This is a genomic window from Calditrichota bacterium (genome assembly GCA_014359355.1).
Taxonomy (GTDB): Bacteria; Zhuqueibacterota; Zhuqueibacteria; order JANLFK01; family Oleimicrobiaceae; genus Oleimicrobium.
Genome location: JACIZP010000179.1, coordinates 1 through 17,194, shown reverse-complemented (window position 1 = coordinate 17,194; position 17,194 = coordinate 1). Strand labels below are relative to the sequence as shown.

Genomic DNA, 17,194 nt, shown 5'->3' with positions numbered 1-17,194 from the left:
CGCGCGCGTGGTGGCGCAGTGGGGGCAGTTGCGCTGGAAGGTAGGCGGTGGTGCCGACCAGGTGCGCCTATTCACGCGGAGCGGTAACACCAAGGAACCGAACGAGACTTGGAGCCAGTGGTCGCAGGCTTATCGCGAGGCGGCGGGCGAACAGATCACAAGTCCACCTGCCCGCTTCTTGCAGTGGAAGGCGGAGCTACGCGGGCAGGGCAAGGAGAGTCCGGCGGTGAGCGGAGTGGTCATCGCTTACCGGCAGAAGAACATGGCCCCGGAGTTGAACAATCTCACCGTTCTGCCGCCTGGTGAGTACTACCAGCCGCCCCGCGACGCGCGCGACAGCGCAGAAGAGAAAGAAGGGGACGCCGTGCCCCGCGGGGTGCGGAGCCCGCGACAGTTGGGCAAGAGCGAGAAACGCACCGGCTGGCGGGCGGTGAGCTGGCGGTTTTCCGATCCCAACAACGACTATCTCTTGTTCACCATTTCCTATCGGCGTTTGGGGTCAAAGAACTGGCGGCGGCTGGTCAGCGACCTGGACAACAACTTCTACTCCTGGGACACCCGCCTGATGCCGGACGGCGAGTACGAGCTGCAGATCGAGGCTACCGATGCCCCCTCCAACGCCGTGGACGAGGCGCTCAGCGCGAAGCGCATCTCCCGCCCCTTTGTGGTGGACAATTCTCCGCCGCAGGTCGGTGCGCTCCGCTGGGACAAGAAAGCCGGTAAGGCCATCGTTGAAGTGCGCGACGAGTGGAGCCCCCTGCAGCGGGTCGAATACGCCCTGGACGCCGGGCAATGGACTTTGCTTGAGCCCCGCGACGGCGTGCTCGACTCACGGCAAGAGGTCTTTGAGGTGAAGGTGGAACTTTCCAGTGGCCAGGAAAGGGAGCTGGTTATCCGGGCAGTGGACGAAGTTGGCAATATCGGGTTTGGGTATTTGACGGTGCGGGGTGAGTAGGTGAGCGGCAGAAACTGGCAGAAGGTTATCGAATTCATATCGACCCGCGACGAGTTTATCATTACCTCCCACATCAGCCCTGACGGCGATGCCATAGGCGCAGAGTGCGCCCTTGCCATCATGCTCGCCCACAAGGGCAAGCGCAGCCACATCATCAACGTCAGTCCTACGCCCCATCACTACCGCTTTCTCGATCCGGAGGGGGCCATCGCCCAATATGATCCCAGCCAACACTTGGAGCTGTTCCGGTCAGCCGGTGGGGTCTTTATTTTGGACATCAGCGACTGGGCGCGCCTGCGCGAGGTGGGAAAAGTCATCAGGGATTTTCGTCTGCCACGGGTCTGCATCGATCACCACACCCAGAGCGACGGAATGGCTGAGATCGAGGTGGTGGACTCGAGTGCCTCCTGTACTGGGGAGCTGCTCTTTGACCTGAGCCTGGCGATGGGGATCAAGCCCACGGGCAGATTGGCAGAGGCGCTCTACACCTGCCTGGTGACAGATACCGGCTCGTTCCGATTTGCCAATACCACGCCAGAAGTGCATCGGATGGCTGCCGAACTGGTGGCCGCAGGCGTAGACGTGGGCAAGGTCTACGAGCAAGTCTACGAGAGCAACTCCCCGGCCAAGGTGCGCCTGATGGGCGAGGTGCTCCGCTCGTTGAGCTTCGAGTGCGAGGGAGCGCTGGCCTGGTTTGCGCTCAGCCGCCAGGCACTGGAGCGGAGCGGCGTCATGACCTGGGAGTTAGAGAGCTTCCCGGAGCTGCCGCGCATGGTGGCAGGAGTAGAAGTAAGCCTCTCCCTGACCGAACTGAACAATGGTCGAACCAAGATCAGCCTCCGTTCCAAAGGGCGCATCCCAGTGATTGGCATTGCCGCGAAATTCGGCGGGGGAGGTCACACCTTTGCGGCGGGGGCTTCTGTTCCCGGCAGCCTGGACACGGTCCTGGAGCAGGTGCTGGCCGAGACGCGCAAAGTGGTGGAAGCTCACCTCCAGACAAAGACGGCGTAAGCCGGGCGGGCCCATGCTGTCTCGTGAGATTGGCTCCCCACCAGCCGTGCGTTTTACGGCAGACGATGCTTGGGGGTAGCGCTGAGTTTCCCCTTGAATTTGTGAGGGGAATGCCTTACTTTTTGACACGAGGGCAGGCTCAGACGGCCCGTGGTGCGCAATGGGTGGTGGTGCGGTGAGGAGAGAAGGGGATGAGTAAGCGCGAGAGCACAGAGAGAGCCGCCGCCTTGCAAGTGCTGATGGAGGCAGTGGCCAGGGGTGACCTGGTGGAGGTCGGCCAGTTGGCCCGCCAGGCGGTGGAAGCGGCCCTGAGGTGCGAGCAGGCGGTCATCCTCCGGTACGACGCAGAGCGTCGGGTCTTTGTCACGACACCTCTCTTGAACCAGGAGAGCCGCTTTGCCCGGCGCGAGGTGGTGGTGCCTGAACAGGAGTGCTCCTGGAAGGAGGCTGTTGTCTCAAGGGGCGCCTTCATCGTCCGTGCGGCAGAGGTGAGCTCTCCTTCTGAAAGGGAACTCTTGGGCGATCACGCGGTGGTCGCCTTTGTGTTTCCGTTCCACTGGGGCTTGGAGCTTTTGGGCATTATTCACGCAGTGAGCAGCCAAGCCCGCGAGCTGACCGCCGAGGAGCAGGCCACAGCACAGGAGGTCGCGGCGCTGGTGGCACTTGCCTTGGAGCGCGCGCGGATCAATGCCCGCTCGGCCGCAGCAGAAGAAGCGGCAGCGCAGTGGCGGGAACGATATGCGCGTCTCTTCGAGCATGTGGAGCAGCCGGTTCTGCTGGTGGATGTGGCCGCAGACCTCATCTACGAAGGCAACAAGGCCATGGCTGCGCTGGTGGGGTACGCGCCTGATGAGCTGCACGCGCTGCGGCTCTCGGCGCTCTTCCGCCCTGGGGAAATGCCGGACTGGCGTCGCCTGCTCGCCGCCGCCCCGACGCGGATCGACTGCGCGCTGCAAACCAAGTCGGGGGAAGTCCTGGAAGTTGTCGTGGAAATGGCGCGACTCGGGGCTGCCTCCGGCGAGCGCTGGCTGTTTATCCTGCGGCCTTTGCACGGAGGCGCCCCGCCAGAGAGTCGGGCTGCGCACCTGAGCGAGCTTGGCGAGCTGCTCAGCGCCCTGACCGAATCCGGGGAAGTGGAAGAAGGCATCAACTCGGTGTTCGCGCGCATAGGCAGAGAGTTGGGGGCCAGGTATGGCACCCTGCACGTACTGCCAGCTCAGGGCCAGAGTCTGAAGATGAAGGCCTTCCGTGACTTTGGCCAGGAGGGTGTGCCTGCTGTGGCCGAGATGGCCTTTGCCGAAGGCCCCTATCAGAAGGTGCTGGAGGCGGAAGACGTGGTTGAATGTCCGTCCATCGCGGTTTCGCAGGAGTTTTCCTTCTTGCGGGAGGAGGCGGCCCGCGCCGGCTATGGTGCTTTCCTCGGCGCACCTCTGCGCCTGGCAGAGCGCAAGGTAGGGGTCTTGACCTACTTTTTCCCGCAGGCGCGATCCTTCGCCGTGGACCATAAGGAGCTGCTGGCTCATGGTGCCCGGTTGCTCGCTCTCCTGGTGACGTGGGCGGAGCGCGGCCAGCGACTGGAGCGGGTGGCCGCAGGTGCCCAAGCGGCCTTGGACATCGTCGCCGGGTTATGGGGCCTGCGTGATGTGGAGGCTGTTGTGGCGCACCTCGGCAGGCACCTGCAGCGGAGAATGGCCTTTGACCTCTTGACCGTCACCCTTTTCGAGGAAGGAGGCAGCCAGGCGCGTGCCCTCTGCTTGGCTTCCCAGGACATGGCCGACGTGGTCAGGGCAACGTACCGCTGGGAACCCCTTGCTGAGGACCATTTGGGATGGTTGAGGCCGCAGTTCGGTGAGCCGGGGGCGCAGGGCCAATTGGCCCTGGCCGACAAGTTAGGCTCCCGGGTAAGTGTGCTCCTCCTCGCCGAGGGCCTCTACCTGGGGAATCTCTCCTTGGGTGCCTTGGGTGAGGACGCGTTTAGTCAAGAGGACGTCCAGCTCCTGCGCGCAGTGGCACCGGTAGTGGCAAGGGCCATTGCTTCCTGTGGCGAGCAAGCTACTGCTCAAGAGGAGGTCGAGCGTGCGAGAGGGGAGGCCATCCCCGAAGAGCAGGCAGCGCCGCGCGTGCACGAAGAGAAGAGGCCGAGTCTTTCCAGCGAGCTTGCTGCCCTGCGGCGTGCCATAGAGGAAGTGGACCCTTCGTTGCGCCGCCACTTCGGTGCACTTGGCCCAGGCCAGGAGGAGAGCATCGAATGCTGGGAAGCGGTGCGTGCCAACCTTGATCGCGTGCTGGCTGCAGTCCAGCAGCCAGGCGCTGGATGGGCCATCAGCCCCCAGGGTGAGGCTCCCCGCGCTGTGTCTGTGCCAAAACTGCTCAACGACATCACGGTGGAGCTCGACAGGGCCGGCGCATTGAAAGAGGTGCAGCTGGTTTTGGTGCCCGGGCCGCCCATAGAAATCGTTGCTCGGCAGGGTCCGCTGGCCCAGGGCTTGCGGCGGCTTCTCGAGGGCGTCGTGCAGATGGTCACCGGACCAGGGCGGCCGAGAGTTGAAGTCGGCTATCGGGAACAGTTGCTCAGCAAATTCCTCTACGTGCGCTATCTCGGCTCCGCGCCCGATCTTTCCGCCACACGGGCTGGAGACGCGCGGTGGCGAGCCGCCAATGAGCAAGTGCGGCGGGCCCAGCATCTTTTTTCGTTGTGCGGAGGCAAGTTGCTGGTGCGGCTGCTGGTGAGCGGCGAAGTCGAGCTCCTGGTCAGTTTCCCCAAAGCTGCACCCATTGGGGATGGATAGGACTTGACCACGTGGCGCGGCGAGGTGCTGTAAGAGAAAAAGGTGAAGAAGGAGACTCCGACAAGAATCCTCATCGTTGAGGATGACGAAGCGCAGGCGCGCCTCATGCGCCTGGCCATCGAGCGCGGCGATCTGGGGTGCAGCATTGACCTGGCGGCCAACGGCAGCGAGGCGCTGGAAATGTTGCGCCAAGGGCGCTATGCGGCCATGGTCCTGGACTATAACCTCCCCGTGATGGATGGCCTGGCCCTCATGCAGGCCTTGGAGCGGGAAAAGATTGCCGTGCCGGTTATCATGACCACCGGCGAGGGGAGCGAAGAGGTGGCAGTGGAGGCGATGAAGCGCGGCGCCTACGACTACCTCATCAAGCGGCCTGGCTACCTCGAGGTCTTGCCGCGCGTGGTCGCTAAGGCCATCGAACGCCACCGCTTGGAGAGCGAACTCCGCAGGACCGAACTCCAGTACCGCACCTTAGTGGCCTTGGCCTCCGATGCCATCTTCGTGGAGGAGGTGGACAGCGGCCGCCTGCTCGACGCGAACGCCCGCGCCGAAGAGCTCACCGGAAGAAGCCGCCGCGAACTGCTGGCGACAACCATGTGCGCGCTCTGCCCGCCGGAAGAACAGAGCAAGGTGGAGCGCCTGCGGCAACGGGCCCTGCGCGGCAAGGTTACCGCCGTTGATGAGCTCCGCCTCCTGCGGAGCGATGGCAGCGAGGTCTACGCGGAGGTGAGCAGCAGCGTGGTGGACCTGGGCGACAAGCGAGTCATCCAGACCATCATGCGCGATGTAACGCAGCGGCGTCGCCTCGAGCAGCAGATCCTGCTCAGCAAGAAACGCCTGCAAGCAGCGTTCGACGGCATCCAAGACATGATTGCCGTAGTAGACGAGCGCCACACCATCGTCATGGCCAACCGCCACCTGGCTGCGCAATGCAAGGTCCCGCCCAACGAGCTGGTTGGCAGCCGCTGCTACCAAGCCCTGTTTCGCCGCTCCTCCCCTTGTGAGGACTGCCCCACTCTGCGCGTCCTGCAAGAAGGGCAAACCCAATTCGAAGAGCGGGAGGAGGGTGAGGCCATTTTCCACCTGTGGTGCTATCCGATGCCCGGACTTGACGGGCGGCCGGAGCTGGTGGTGGAGCACGTCAAGGATGTGACCGAACAGAAACGCATCGAGCAGCACCTCATCCAGTCGGAGAAATTAGCCACCGTGGGCATGCTCTCCTCAGGCATCGCCCACGAGTTGCGCAACCCCCTCAACATAATCGAGTCTGCCCGTTACTACCTGCAAGAGACGCTGACCGATGTGGATGCCGAGGTGCGCGACAAGTTGGAGATGATCCAGCGCAACGTGCGGCGGGCTGCCACCATCATCAACAACTTGCTGGAGTTTTCGCGTCGCTCAGAACATGAGCTGGAGCTGTTGGATGTGCGGCGCGTCATCGACGCCACGCTGGTCCTCCTGGAGAAGGAGCTGGCATCTCGTCAGATCCGGCTCGTCCGCGAACAGGCAGAGGAGGAGCGGCTACCGCGCGTTTGCTTCAATTTGGACTCCTTAAAGCAGGTGTTCCTCAACATCATCCTTAACGCCATCCAGGCCATGCCGGAGGGGGGTGTGCTGCGCATAACTCCGCGCCTCACGGACGACGGCCAATGGGTGGAGGTGGATGTCAGTGATACTGGGTGCGGCATCTCACCTGACGAATTGAAGCACCTGTTTACCCCGTTCTACACCACGAAGAAAGTGGGGGAAGGCACGGGCTTGGGCCTCTATATCTCCCGGTCGATTATCAGGCGCTATGGCGGCGACATCGCCGTGCAGAGCCAGATCGGACAGGGGAGCACCTTCACCGTGCGGCTGCCTGTGGCCCCGGGCGCGGCCGAGCGGGCGCCTTCACCTGCCGAGCGGACGGAGGAGCGTCAATAGGATGGGGAGGCCGGCCTTCTCGGCCACGACAAATGGGTTGATAGTCTTTCGGTTTTTTGCTACATTCTGCCACAACTGCGGAGAAGAACAGAAATATCGGGACCTTTGTTGGAGAAGTACGCGTTTTGTCGGCCCATAGAGGCGGAGCTACAGCTTTTCGAAGATGAGTTCCGCGCGGTGCTCACCTCTGACGTCTCGCTCATCAACGACGTTGCCGTTCACCTCGCCATGCACCGCGGGAAGCGCCTACGGCCGATTCTCGCCTTTCTCACCTGTGGATTGCATGGAGCTGCTCCACAAGCTGCACTGAAGCCTGCGCTGGCGGTGGAGCTTTTGCACACCGCCACGTTGGTGCATGACGATGTGGTGGATTCTTCCCTCCTGCGGCGTGGGGCTCCCACCGTCAACGGCTTATGGAGTAACCGCATCGCCATCCTCGTGGGTGATCTGCTGTTTTCGCGCGCGCTCGCTACTCTGTTGGACGGCGGCGATGTGCCGGCATTGCGCTTGCTTTCGGATGCAACCTTCCGCATGAGCCGCGGCGAACTGCTCCAAGAGGAACAGGGGAGCGACTACCACGCTATGGAGCAAAACTATTTCCGGGTCGTGTCCGACAAGACGGCGGCGCTGCTTTCTGCCTGCTGCCAACTGGGGGCGATGGCTGCGGGCGCCGGCGATGAGTCGCTGCGCACCATGGACCAGTTCGGCGAACACCTGGGCATCGCTTTCCAGATTCGTGACGATATCCTCGACTATGTCGGTGACCAGGAGACGCTGGGCAAGCCCATCGGGAGTGACATCCTGAACAACAAGATTACCCTGCCGCTCCTCCATGCGCTGCGCAATGCCGAGCCGCCGGTTGCGCAGGAAATCATGGCGCACGTGCAATCCGGGGAAAAGGAGCGGGTGGAGATGGTCATCGCGTTTGTGCGGCAACATGGCGGTCTGGCTTACTCCACAGCGCAGGTGGAGCGCTACCTTCGCCAGGCCGACTCGTGCCTGGAAGCCTATGCGCCTTCACCGTACAAGCAGGCATTACAGGAGTTGCTCCGCTATGTGGGTGCGCGTGAGAAATAGCCGGCCGTCGCTGCGGCGAGCGACCTGTTGGGCGGGATGCATGCTGAGCGCGTGGTTGGTCGCCTGTGCGCGGCATGAGCCTGTCCAGGAGACGCGCGTGCTCATGGATACCTTTGCTACCATTACCGTGTACGACCGCGATAAGAGTCGCGAGACCATGCTTCGGGCCATTGATGCTGCGTTCGAGGGGATGCTCGAGGTGGAGCTGCGCACCAGCTGCTACCGTGACAGCAGCGAAGTCAGCAAGGTTAACCGTGCTGCGCCTCGACCGGTGTACGCGAGCCCGTTGTTGCTGGCCTGCCTCGAGGAAGCACAACGCGTGAGCCTGCTCTCCGACGGTGCCTTCGATGTGACTGTGGGGCCGCTCATGCGCTTGTGGGATTTTCTTGGCGACCACCCGCGCGTGCCGGACTCGGCCGCTATCAGAGCTTTGCTCCCTTTGGTTGATTTTCGCCGTGTGCACGTCCAGGAGGGCTGCGTTTGGCTGGATGAGCTGGGCATGGCTCTGGACCTGGGGGGGATCGCTAAGGGGCTTGCGGTGGATGTAGCCATCGACTCGCTGCGGGCGCACGGCATCACCGACGCCATGGTCGACGCGCGGAGCAACCTGCGGACGCTGGCGACCGCACTCACCGCCGGCAGGCGGCACGTATGGATCCGCCATCCGCGGGACAATAGCAAGCTCTTCGCGCGCTTCCGCATGGATGAGGGATGTGTGGCCACTTCCGGCGACTATGAGCGCTTTTTCATGAACGATTCGGTACGGTACCACCACATCCTCGACCCGCACACTGGCTGGCCTGCACGGTCGTGTGCCAGCGTGACGGTGCTCGCCAACTCAGCCATGGAGGCGGACGCGCTGTCTACGGCTCTGTTCGTGCTGGGGCCTGAGCGCGGCCTGGCCTTGGCCGAACGACTGCCGGGAGTGGAAGCCGTGATGCTCGTCGACAACCACGGCTCCCTGCAATGGCACGCCACCTCGGGCCTGCGTGGCCGGCTTGAGGTGCTCAAGGACTGACGGATTGGGCCACGGAACGGGAAGGAGAGGACGATGCCCACGACTCTGGTGACAGGAGGTGCCGGTTTCCTCGGCTCGCATCTGTGCGAGTATCTGCTCAACAAGGGGCACCACGTTATCGCCATGGACAACCTCATCACCGGCACCGTAGCGAACATCGAGCATCTGCAATGTGAGCGCTTTCGCTTCATCAAACACGACGTCACCGAGTACATCTATGTGGCCGGGAAGATCGACTATGTGCTGCATTTTGCCTCGCCAGCGAGCCCTTTGGATTACCTGCAGCTTCCGATCCAGACGCTGAAGGTGGGAGCGTTGGGTACGCACAAGGCTTTGGGCCTGGCCAAGGAGAAGGGCGCGCGTTTCCTCTTGGCCTCTACCTCCGAGGTCTATGGCGATCCGCTCATCCACCCACAGAGCGAGGACTACTGGGGCAATGTGAATCCAGTTGGGCCGCGCGGGGTGTACGACGAGGCCAAGCGTTTTGCCGAGGCCCTCACCATGGCCTACCACCGTTACCACGGCCTGGACACGCGCATTGCCCGCATCTTCAACACCTACGGCCCGCGCATGCGTCCCCACGATGGCCGGGCCATTCCGACATTCATCCCGCAGGCGTTGCGCGGGGAGCCGATCACTGTGTTCGGCGAGGGCAAGCAGACGAGGAGCTTCTGCTATGTCTCCGACCAGATCGAAGGCCTCTACCGCCTGCTGATGTCCGATTGCGTGGATCCGGTCAACATCGGCAATCCGCAGGAGCTGACGATCATGGAGCTGGCCGAGACAATCGTGCGGCTGACTGGGAGCAAAAGCCCTATCGTGCGCAAGCCGCTGCCCGTAGACGACCCCAAGGTGCGACAGCCCGATATCACCAAGGCCAAGCAGCTCTTGGGCTGGGAACCAAAGGTCGGGTTGGAAGAAGGGCTGCGTTTGACCATCGACTGGTTCAAGAAAAAGTTGGCGGAATAGCCGCCGTGGCGAGCGTGGAGCGCGATGAGCAGACAGACAACGCAGGCATCGCCGCCCCGCCGGATTTTGGTCATCCGCCTCAGTTCCATTGGGGACATTGTCCTGGCCAGTCCGCTGCTGCGGGGGCTGAACAAGGCCTTCCCTGGAGCGGAAGTAGATTTCGTCGTCAAGGAGAGGTTTGCTGATCTCGTCCGTTTTTCGCCCTATGTGCACCGCGTGCACCTGCTGCCTGAAGGAGGAGGCTGGAGAGAGCTGCGGGCCCTCAGGCGTTCGCTCAAGGCGCAGGAGTACGACTTGGTCGTGGACATTCACAAGAACTTCCGCAGCTACTACCTGCGCATAGGACTGAGGGGTGCCCGCACGGTGACGTACCGGAAGTGGCGCTGGGCTCGCGCCGTGCTCATCGCCACGAAAAAGAACCTCTATCCGGGCATTGTCCCTGTTTACCAGCGCTATCTGGCAGCGGTGGCGCCTTTGGGCGTTCGCGACGATGGAATGGGCCCCGAGTTCTTCATGGATCCGGCTGCAGGCGCGCGGGTGAGGGAGTTACTCAACAGAGCCGGTTTTCTGTCGCGCCCGTTGCGTGTGGCGGTGGTGCCTGGTGCTGGCTTTTTCACCAAGCGTTGGCTGCCGGAACGCTTTGCCGAGGTAGCAGATGCGCTTGCCGCACGGCATGGCAGTGGCACGCTGCTCCTGGGTGATGCCAACGACCAGCCCATCGCCGCGGAGGTGGTCGCGCACATGCAGCACAAGCCAGTAGACATGGTGGGCGCGTTGTCGCTGATGGAGAGCGCTGCGGCTCTGAGCTTTTGTGATCTGGTGCTGTGCAACGACACGGGCCTGATGCATATTGCCACCGCGCTGGGGAAAAAGGTGGTGGCCATCTTTGGGCCTACCACCGAGGAACTCGGATTTTTCCCTTTCGGGCCCGGGTCCCGTGTGGTGCAGAAAGAGCTGCCGTGCCGCCCATGCTCCCACGTCGGCTCACGACGCTGCCCAAAGCGGCACTTTCGCTGCATGCGCGACATCTCCGCCGGCGAGGTGGTAGCAGCGGCAGAGGGCCTGTTGGCGCACGAGAGTTGAACTGAGGCTCATAACTGGGAGGGTGGAGCGCTGAACGCAAAGGACTTGTCCGACCCGAAGACTTTGGCCCTGCGCATTGCCGACCTTTCGTTGGACAAGAAAGCCTCTTCGGTCTTGGTGATGGACCTGCGGGGCCTCTGTTCGTTCACCGACTATTTTGTGCTCTGCACCGGAGCATCCGACACGCAGGTCAAGGCCATTACCGACCACATCGAGGAGGAGCTGAGCAAGGAGCGCATCGAGCCGTGGCACCGGGAAGGCTACACGCACCTGCGCTGGGTGATCCTCGACTACATCGATGTGGTGGCACACATCTTCCAGCCGGAGGTGCGCGAGTTCTACGGACTGGAGCAGTTATGGGGCGATGCAGAGATTATCACCGTTTCTGAAGACAGCATGGAATCAACAGGAGCATGAGCATCATCGAGCAACAGATTCTCGCACGCATCGAGGAGGCGAGCAGGAAGGCATTTGGCGTCTCGCTGCCGCCTGAGGCACGCCTGGACACACCCCCCGACGAGCAGCTTGGCGATTTTGCGTTCGCCTGCTTCCCGTTGGCACGCCTGGCCAAAACTGCGCCGGCTACCATCGCCCGCCGCCTGGCAGAGGGAATCGCGGTGGAAAAGCCTCTGGTGCGCGTCGACGTGGCCGGGCCGTATCTCAACTTCACAGTCGACAAGGAGGCGCTGTTTCGCGTCACCTGCGGCGACATTCTGTCTGCACCCGATACTTTCGGCAACAGCGACGAAGGGCGCGGTGAGAAGATCCTCATCGAATACTCGGCGCCCAACACCAACAAGCCCCAACACCTGGGACACGTGCGGAACAACCTTTTGGGCATGGCCATTTCCAACCTCTTAGAGGCCATTGGCCATGAGGTGGTGCGCGTCAATTTGGTCAACGACCGCGGCGTGCACATCTGCAAGTCCATGCTCGCCTACCAGGAGTTCGGCCAGGGGCGCACGCCGCAATCAACGGGCGTGAAGGGCGACCACTTTGTCGGTGACTTTTACGTGCTGTATGAAAAACAGCAGCACCAGGAATGGCAAGAGTGGCTTGCTGCGCGCGGCGTAGACCTCAAGAAGCTGGATGACCAGGAGCGTCGCCGCTTGGAAGGGGAATTCCTGGCCCAGTCCAAATGGTACGGCAGGGTGAAGGAGATGCTGCAGCGCTGGGAGGCAGGCGACCCCGAGGTGCTGGCCCTTTGGCGCATGATGAACGACTGGGTGTACGAGGGCTTCGATCAGACCTATCGCCGGCTGGGCTGCAAGTTCGACAAGGTCTACAAGGAAAGCGAGACCTACCAGCTTGGCCGTGCGTTGGTCGAAGAGGGACTGCAACGAGGCGTCTTCTACCGCAAACCGGATGGCTCGGTGTGGGTGGACCTCACGGCCGAGGGATTGGGCGAAAAGCTTCTCCTGCGCAGCGATGGCACCTCCGTCTACATCACCCAGGACATTGGCACCACCAAACTAAAGTTCGATGACTTTGGCATGAAGCGCGCCATCTGGGTGGTGGGCGACGAGCAGATCTACCATTTCCAGGTCCTGTTCGCCGTCATGCGCAAGTTGGGCTTCCCGTGGGCCGATGGCTGCTACCACTTGGCTTACGGCATGATCGACCTGCCCGCCGGCAAGATGAAATCCCGTGAGGGCACGGTAGTGGACGCCGACGACCTGATGGACGAGCTGTTCCGGATGGAGCGGGAGGAGATCGCCAAGCGCCACCTGGACATTGCCCCCGAAGATCTGGATGCCACCGCCGAGATTCTCGCTCAGGGGGCGCTCAAGTTCTTCATCCTCAAGTTTGGCCCGCAGAGCCGCATGCTTTTCGACCCGGCGGAGTCCATTTCTTTCGATGGCTTCACCGGTCCCTATGTGCAATACGCCTACGTGCGCGTGCGCAGCATCTTCCGCAAATCCGGCAAGGACGAATACGCTGCGGTCTCCCCTGAGCAGTGCGACTTTTCGGTGTTAGTGGAGCCTGAGGAGATTGCCTTAGTGCGGCGGTTGCACAGCTTCCCTGGCGAAGTGAAGGCCGCGGCCCTGTCCTACAACCCGGCGCGCGTGGCCACCTATCTGTGGGAGCTGGCCAAGGCCTTCAGCCGCTTCTACCACGAACATTCGGTGCTGCACGCTGAGGACGAGAAGTTGGTGCGCGCCAGGCTGGTGCTTTCCAAGGCGACCAGCATCGTGCTGCGCCGCGGCTTAGCCCTGTTGGGAATCGACGTGCCCGAGCGCATGTGAGGATGTAGCCGGAAGGGAGGAAGAGCTCATGAGCCTGTTGGTGGTCGGATCAGTTGCCTACGATACCGTCGAGACGCCGTTTGGTAAGGTGGATGAGGCCTTGGGCGGGTCGGCCATCTACTTCAGTGCCGCCGCCAGCTTCTTTGTCCCGGTGCGCCTGGTGGCAGTGGTGGGCGATGATTTCGACCGGAGCCAGCTTCGTTTCCTCGAGGAGCGGCAGGTGGACCTCACCGGTTTGACGGTGGAGCACGGCAGCACCTTCCGCTGGGCGGGACGCTACGACTATGACCTCAACGCCCGCGAAACGCTCTACACCCACCTCAACGTCTTTGAGAACTTTGTGCCCAAGTTACCGGCGAGCTATCGGGACAGCGAGTACCTCTTCCTGGCCAACATCATGCCACAGCTGCAGATGCAGGTGCTCGAACAAGTGAGCAGCCCGAAGCTGGTTGTCCTGGACACGATGAACTATTGGATCGAGAACACGCCGGCGGAGTTGCGTCGCACCCTCAAGAAAGTAGACGTTCTGATCATCAACGACGCGGAGGCGCGGCAGTTGGCTCAAGAGCCAAATCTGTATCGAGCGGCGCGGGCGCTGTTGCGCATTGGTCCCAAGACGGTGGTCATCAAGAAAGGCGAGCACGGTGCGCTCATGGTCACGCCCAAGAGCTGTTTCTGGGCGCCGGCCTATCCCTTAGAGAGCCTGTGCGATCCAACTGGGGCCGGCGACACCTTTGCCGGGGGTTTTGTGGGGTATCTGGCCTACACCGACGAGCTTTCGGAAGACAACCTGCGCCGAGCCGTGGTCTACGGCAGCGTGCTCGCTTCCTTCTGCGTGGAAAAGTTCAGCGTGGACCGTCTGCGTGACCTCACACCGGAGGAGATTCAAGAGCGGTACCGCGCCTTCTTGGAGTTAACCAGGGTAGATGCCGGTAGTGTCTTGCAATGCAGGTAGTCACCGACTATGTGCCCGTCAAGACGCGCGGGCGCAACGAGATTGTGGACATGACCGATGCCGTACAGGAGTGCGTGCAGCGGAGTGGGCTCCGTCGTGGTACGGCCACGGTGTTTGTGCCTGGCTCCACCGCCGCGGTCACGACCATCGAATACGAGCCAGGGTTGCTCGAGGACGTGCCGGAAGCCTTGGAGCGAGTGGCGCCCATGGGAGTCCGTTACCACCACGATGCGACCTGGCATGACGGCAACGGCTACGCCCACGTGCGCGCCGCGCTGGTCGGGGCATCGCTCACCGTGCCGTTTGCTGAGGGCAGACTGCTACTCGGCACCTGGCAACAGATTGTTCTCATTGATTTCGACAACCGCAGCCGCCAGCGAGAAATTGTGGTGCAACTGATGGGAGAGTGAGGGGTTCCTCCAACCTGTGCGGCTGGACCACATTTGTTGAAACAGGGGAGAGCCGCCAATGCTTCCGCTCAGTCTTGCCAGCAAAGTCATCAAAGTCTTGCGCTCTGCTGACTCACCTACACAAGTGGGCTGGGGATTCGCACTCGGTGCCATTCCCGGCCTGACGCCTTTCTGGACGCTGCACAACTTTGTGGTGATCCTCCTCATCTGCATCCTCAACGTGAATATCACCGCTGCTCTCTTGGGCTGGGCTCTGTTCAGTCTCTTCGCCTGGCTTCTGGACCCGCCGTTCGACGCCATTGGCTACCAACTGCTGACCAATGTGCCAGCACTTCAACCGGTCTGGACCTGGCTGTACAACGTGCCGATCGCCCCGCTCACGCGCTTTAACAACACCGTGGTGATGGGGAGCCTGGTGGTAGCGCTGCTCGCCTTGGTGCCGAACTTTCTCTGGTTCAAATGGTTTGTCAAGTGGTTCCGCGAGTCTTGGGGCGAAAAGATCGGCAGCACGAAGATCGCCCAGGCCATGCGCGGGAATGCCATAGTCCAGCTCTACCTGAAACTCCGTGACTTTGGAGGTTAGCCATGCGGTGGAAAGGGCTTATCCCGTTTCTGGTCATCGTGGTCGGCCTGGTGATAGTCGCCAGGCTGTTCATGAACCGCTGGTTGGAGTCGGGCTTGGAGAAGGCGGGTGAAGCAGCGGTCGGCGCGCGGGTGGAGATCGACAACTTGCGTGTGCGCCCGACGGCACTGTCCATTGAATGGTCCAGATTGCAGGTGACCGATCCCGACCAGACGATGCGCAACCTGATCGAGACCGGCCGGGCTGCTTTCCGGATGAATCCCGCAGCCCTGCTCAGAAAGCGCTACGTCATCGAGGAGATGGCCTTGGAGGACGTACGCTATGGCACTCCTCGCGCCTACGACGGTGCCCTGCCAAAGCGCGTGCGGAAGAAGAGCACCGAGCCTGGGCTCATCGACCAGCTCCGCGCCGAGCTCAAACGCGAGCTTGAGGCTCTCCCGCTGCCCGAATTCGACTTGGACGCCATCACCCGGCGCCTCAATGTGGACAGCCTAGTAGCCATCACCGGCATCAAGATTGTTGACCGCCTGGACTCGGTGAGGAACGATCTGCTCAGCACTTACGAGAAGCACCATGCGTTCATGACCACCTTCCGCCCGGATGAGGACCTCAAAAGAGCTCGCGACGAGCTGCTCAGCATTCAACCCGCCCAGATCCGCAGCGTGGAGGAACTCACCGCAGCCATCGACAAAGTCAAGAATGCACAACGCACCTTCCAGAACCTGGAGCGGACGGTCACGGACAAGCACCGGGAAATCCACGCGGACGTCGACCGCGTGACGGGCTATGTCCCCCAGGTGGATGACTGGGTGAGGGAGGACTATGAACGGCTTCTCAAGCTGGCCAAGCTGCCTGACCTGAAGAAACCGGAGCTGAGCAAAATACTGCTCGGTACCACCATCGGCAAGCAGGTGGACCAGGTGCTGGGGTACGTTCGCCTGGTGCAGGACCTCATTCCGGAGAAAAAGGCGGCGCAGGAACCCAAGAGGCAGCGGATGAAGGGCCGCACGATCCATTACCCCAGCCGCTATCGGTACCCGCAGTTTCTGATCGAGAAGGTCCACCTCTCCGGGCGCACGGCAGCCGACGCGCAGGGGGAGTTCATCAGGCTGATCGGTGAAGCCAGAGGAATCACCAACCAGCCCTGGGTGTACGGCCGTCCGACGTTGATTGACCTCGGCATACTCCAACAGGAAAAGCTCTCCGGGACTTTCAAGGCGGTACTGGACCACACCATGCAGGCGGCAAGGGACAGTTTTGTGCTCAGCCTGACCAACAAGAGCCTCGGCGGGCTGCCGCTGGCGCGTTCTCCGTATCTACCTTTGCAGGTGCAACAAGGCAAGGCGGACGTCGCCTGGGTACTTCGCCTCAGCGGCGGCTCGTTCTTAGCCAGCATGGACGTGAAAGCCAGAGGCCTTGGCTTCGAATTCCCGGCGGTAAAGCCCAAGGACCGCTTTGCCGCCCTGACGCATGAGGTGCTCGGTGGCTTGGACGATCTCACCTTGCAGCTGCGGCTGTCCGGTGGAGACGGCGCAACCAAGCTGCACATTGGTTCCAATCTCGATGATCTGCTGGGCGCACGCCTGAGGGCGGTGGCCTCCCGCGAGCTTGCCGAGGCGGAGCAGCGCATCATGAGCAAGGTGTATGCTCTGCGCGACCAGAAGCTTGCCGAGGTGAACGCCGTCTACAGCCAGCTGAAAGGCCAGGTGGTGGAGCGCATCGATTCCTACAAGCGCCAGGCCGACGAGTTGCGCGCGCAATTCGACGCCAAGGTCAAGGAGCTGGAGGCCGAGGTGGAGAAGCGCAAGCGGGAAGAAGAGGATAAGTTGAAAGAGCGGGCCAAGAAGGCGCTGGAGGGGGTGATCCCGAAGAGGCCGTAGATTTGCCAGGCGTGCAACACGGCGCCAGGGCGTTCGGGGTCATGCCTAATCACGGTCACGAGATGTAGGGGCGCACGGCGGTGCGCCCCGACGGGGTGCGCGTTTGGAAAGGGCCCAATGGTTGTAGGGGCACGTTGCAACGTGCCCGCGCCGAGCCACGCCCGCGCGTGTGCAATGTGTGCCCAACACAGGGGGTTTGGCCATCTCAGGCAATCGCCAAATCCATCGCCGTCGCAGCATTCGCCTGCCGGGGTATGATTACGCGCAGCCGGGGGCGTATTTCGTCACCATCTGC

The 17,194-nt window shown here is 62.1% G+C and carries 14 protein-coding genes; all 14 read left to right on the top strand.

Annotated features, from left to right (window positions below):
* Window positions 1-955 (top strand): hypothetical protein (locus tag H5U38_07780; protein MBC7186916.1); only part of this gene is annotated, 955 nt, incomplete at its 5' end.
* Window positions 956-1,966 (top strand): bifunctional oligoribonuclease/PAP phosphatase NrnA, encoded by a 1,011-nt coding sequence (locus H5U38_07775; protein MBC7186915.1) that lies wholly within the window; start codon window positions 956-958, stop codon window positions 1,964-1,966. It begins immediately after the preceding gene.
* A gap of 191 nt (window positions 1,967-2,157) precedes the next feature.
* Complete coding sequence (locus H5U38_07770; protein ID MBC7186914.1) at window positions 2,158-4,755, top strand: GAF domain-containing protein; 2,598 nt, start codon at window positions 2,158-2,160, stop codon at window positions 4,753-4,755.
* 42 nt (window positions 4,756-4,797) lie between these two features.
* Window positions 4,798-6,678: a PAS domain S-box protein gene (locus H5U38_07765; GenBank protein ID MBC7186913.1), complete on the top strand. Its 1,881-nt coding sequence runs from the start codon at window positions 4,798-4,800 to the stop codon at window positions 6,676-6,678.
* 108 nt (window positions 6,679-6,786) lie between these two features.
* Window positions 6,787-7,755 carry a polyprenyl synthetase family protein gene (locus tag H5U38_07760; protein ID MBC7186912.1) on the top strand — a complete coding sequence of 323 codons (969 nt, stop codon included), beginning with the start codon at window positions 6,787-6,789 and terminating at the stop codon, window positions 7,753-7,755.
* A gap of 40 nt (window positions 7,756-7,795) precedes the next feature.
* Window positions 7,796-8,773, top strand: a complete 978-nt coding sequence (locus H5U38_07755) for an FAD:protein FMN transferase (GenBank protein MBC7186911.1) — start codon at window positions 7,796-7,798, stop codon at window positions 8,771-8,773.
* A 33-nt stretch (window positions 8,774-8,806) separates the two neighbouring features.
* Window positions 8,807-9,742: an SDR family oxidoreductase gene (locus H5U38_07750; protein ID MBC7186910.1), complete on the top strand. Its 936-nt coding sequence runs from the start codon at window positions 8,807-8,809 to the stop codon at window positions 9,740-9,742.
* Window positions 9,743-9,766: 24 nt separating this feature from the next.
* Window positions 9,767-10,825, top strand: coding sequence for a glycosyltransferase family 9 protein (locus H5U38_07745; protein ID MBC7186909.1), 1,059 nt, complete (start codon window positions 9,767-9,769; stop codon window positions 10,823-10,825).
* Between the two features lie 63 nt (window positions 10,826-10,888).
* Window positions 10,889-11,242: a ribosome silencing factor gene (rsfS, locus tag H5U38_07740; GenBank protein ID MBC7186908.1), complete on the top strand. Its 354-nt coding sequence runs from the start codon at window positions 10,889-10,891 to the stop codon at window positions 11,240-11,242.
* The gene (locus tag H5U38_07735; GenBank protein MBC7186907.1) at window positions 11,239-13,071 is read left to right on the top strand and encodes an arginine--tRNA ligase; all 1,833 of its coding nucleotides are present in this window, start codon (window positions 11,239-11,241) and stop codon (window positions 13,069-13,071) included. Before rsfS ends, H5U38_07735 begins: the two co-directional genes overlap by 4 nt.
* Before the next feature lie 28 nt (window positions 13,072-13,099).
* Window positions 13,100-14,026 (top strand): sugar kinase, encoded by a 927-nt coding sequence (locus H5U38_07730; protein ID MBC7186906.1) that lies wholly within the window; start codon window positions 13,100-13,102, stop codon window positions 14,024-14,026.
* Window positions 14,017-14,436: a YjbQ family protein gene (locus tag H5U38_07725; GenBank protein ID MBC7186905.1), complete on the top strand. Its 420-nt coding sequence runs from the start codon at window positions 14,017-14,019 to the stop codon at window positions 14,434-14,436. The genes H5U38_07730 and H5U38_07725 overlap by 10 nt, the downstream gene beginning before the upstream one ends.
* A 58-nt stretch (window positions 14,437-14,494) precedes the next feature.
* Window positions 14,495-15,019: a TIGR03546 family protein gene (locus tag H5U38_07720; protein MBC7186904.1), complete on the top strand. Its 525-nt coding sequence runs from the start codon at window positions 14,495-14,497 to the stop codon at window positions 15,017-15,019.
* 2 nt (window positions 15,020-15,021) lie between these two features.
* A complete protein-coding gene (locus H5U38_07715) occupies window positions 15,022-16,899 on the top strand; it encodes a TIGR03545 family protein (protein MBC7186903.1) in 1,878 nt (625 codons plus the stop codon).
* Window positions 16,900-17,194: the final 295 nt, after the last annotated feature.

Bases quoted from the DNA above. Each gene is read 5' to 3' on its own strand.
- H5U38_07770 (MBC7186914.1), top strand. From the start codon at position 2,158: ATGAGTAAGCGCGAGAGCACAGAGAGAGCCGCCGCCTTGCAAGTGCTG.
- H5U38_07755 (MBC7186911.1), top strand. From the start codon at position 7,796: ATGCTGAGCGCGTGGTTGGTCGCCTGTGCGCGGCATGAGCCTGTCCAG.
- H5U38_07750 (MBC7186910.1), top strand. From the start codon at position 8,807: ATGCCCACGACTCTGGTGACAGGAGGTGCCGGTTTCCTCGGCTCGCAT.
- H5U38_07745 (MBC7186909.1), top strand. From the start codon at position 9,767: ATGAGCAGACAGACAACGCAGGCATCGCCGCCCCGCCGGATTTTGGTC.
- H5U38_07735 (MBC7186907.1), top strand. From the start codon at position 11,239: ATGAGCATCATCGAGCAACAGATTCTCGCACGCATCGAGGAGGCGAGC.
- H5U38_07730 (MBC7186906.1), top strand. From the start codon at position 13,100: ATGAGCCTGTTGGTGGTCGGATCAGTTGCCTACGATACCGTCGAGACG.
- H5U38_07725 (MBC7186905.1), top strand. From the start codon at position 14,017: ATGCAGGTAGTCACCGACTATGTGCCCGTCAAGACGCGCGGGCGCAAC.
- H5U38_07720 (MBC7186904.1), top strand. From the start codon at position 14,495: ATGCTTCCGCTCAGTCTTGCCAGCAAAGTCATCAAAGTCTTGCGCTCT.
- H5U38_07715 (MBC7186903.1), top strand. From the start codon at position 15,022: ATGCGGTGGAAAGGGCTTATCCCGTTTCTGGTCATCGTGGTCGGCCTG.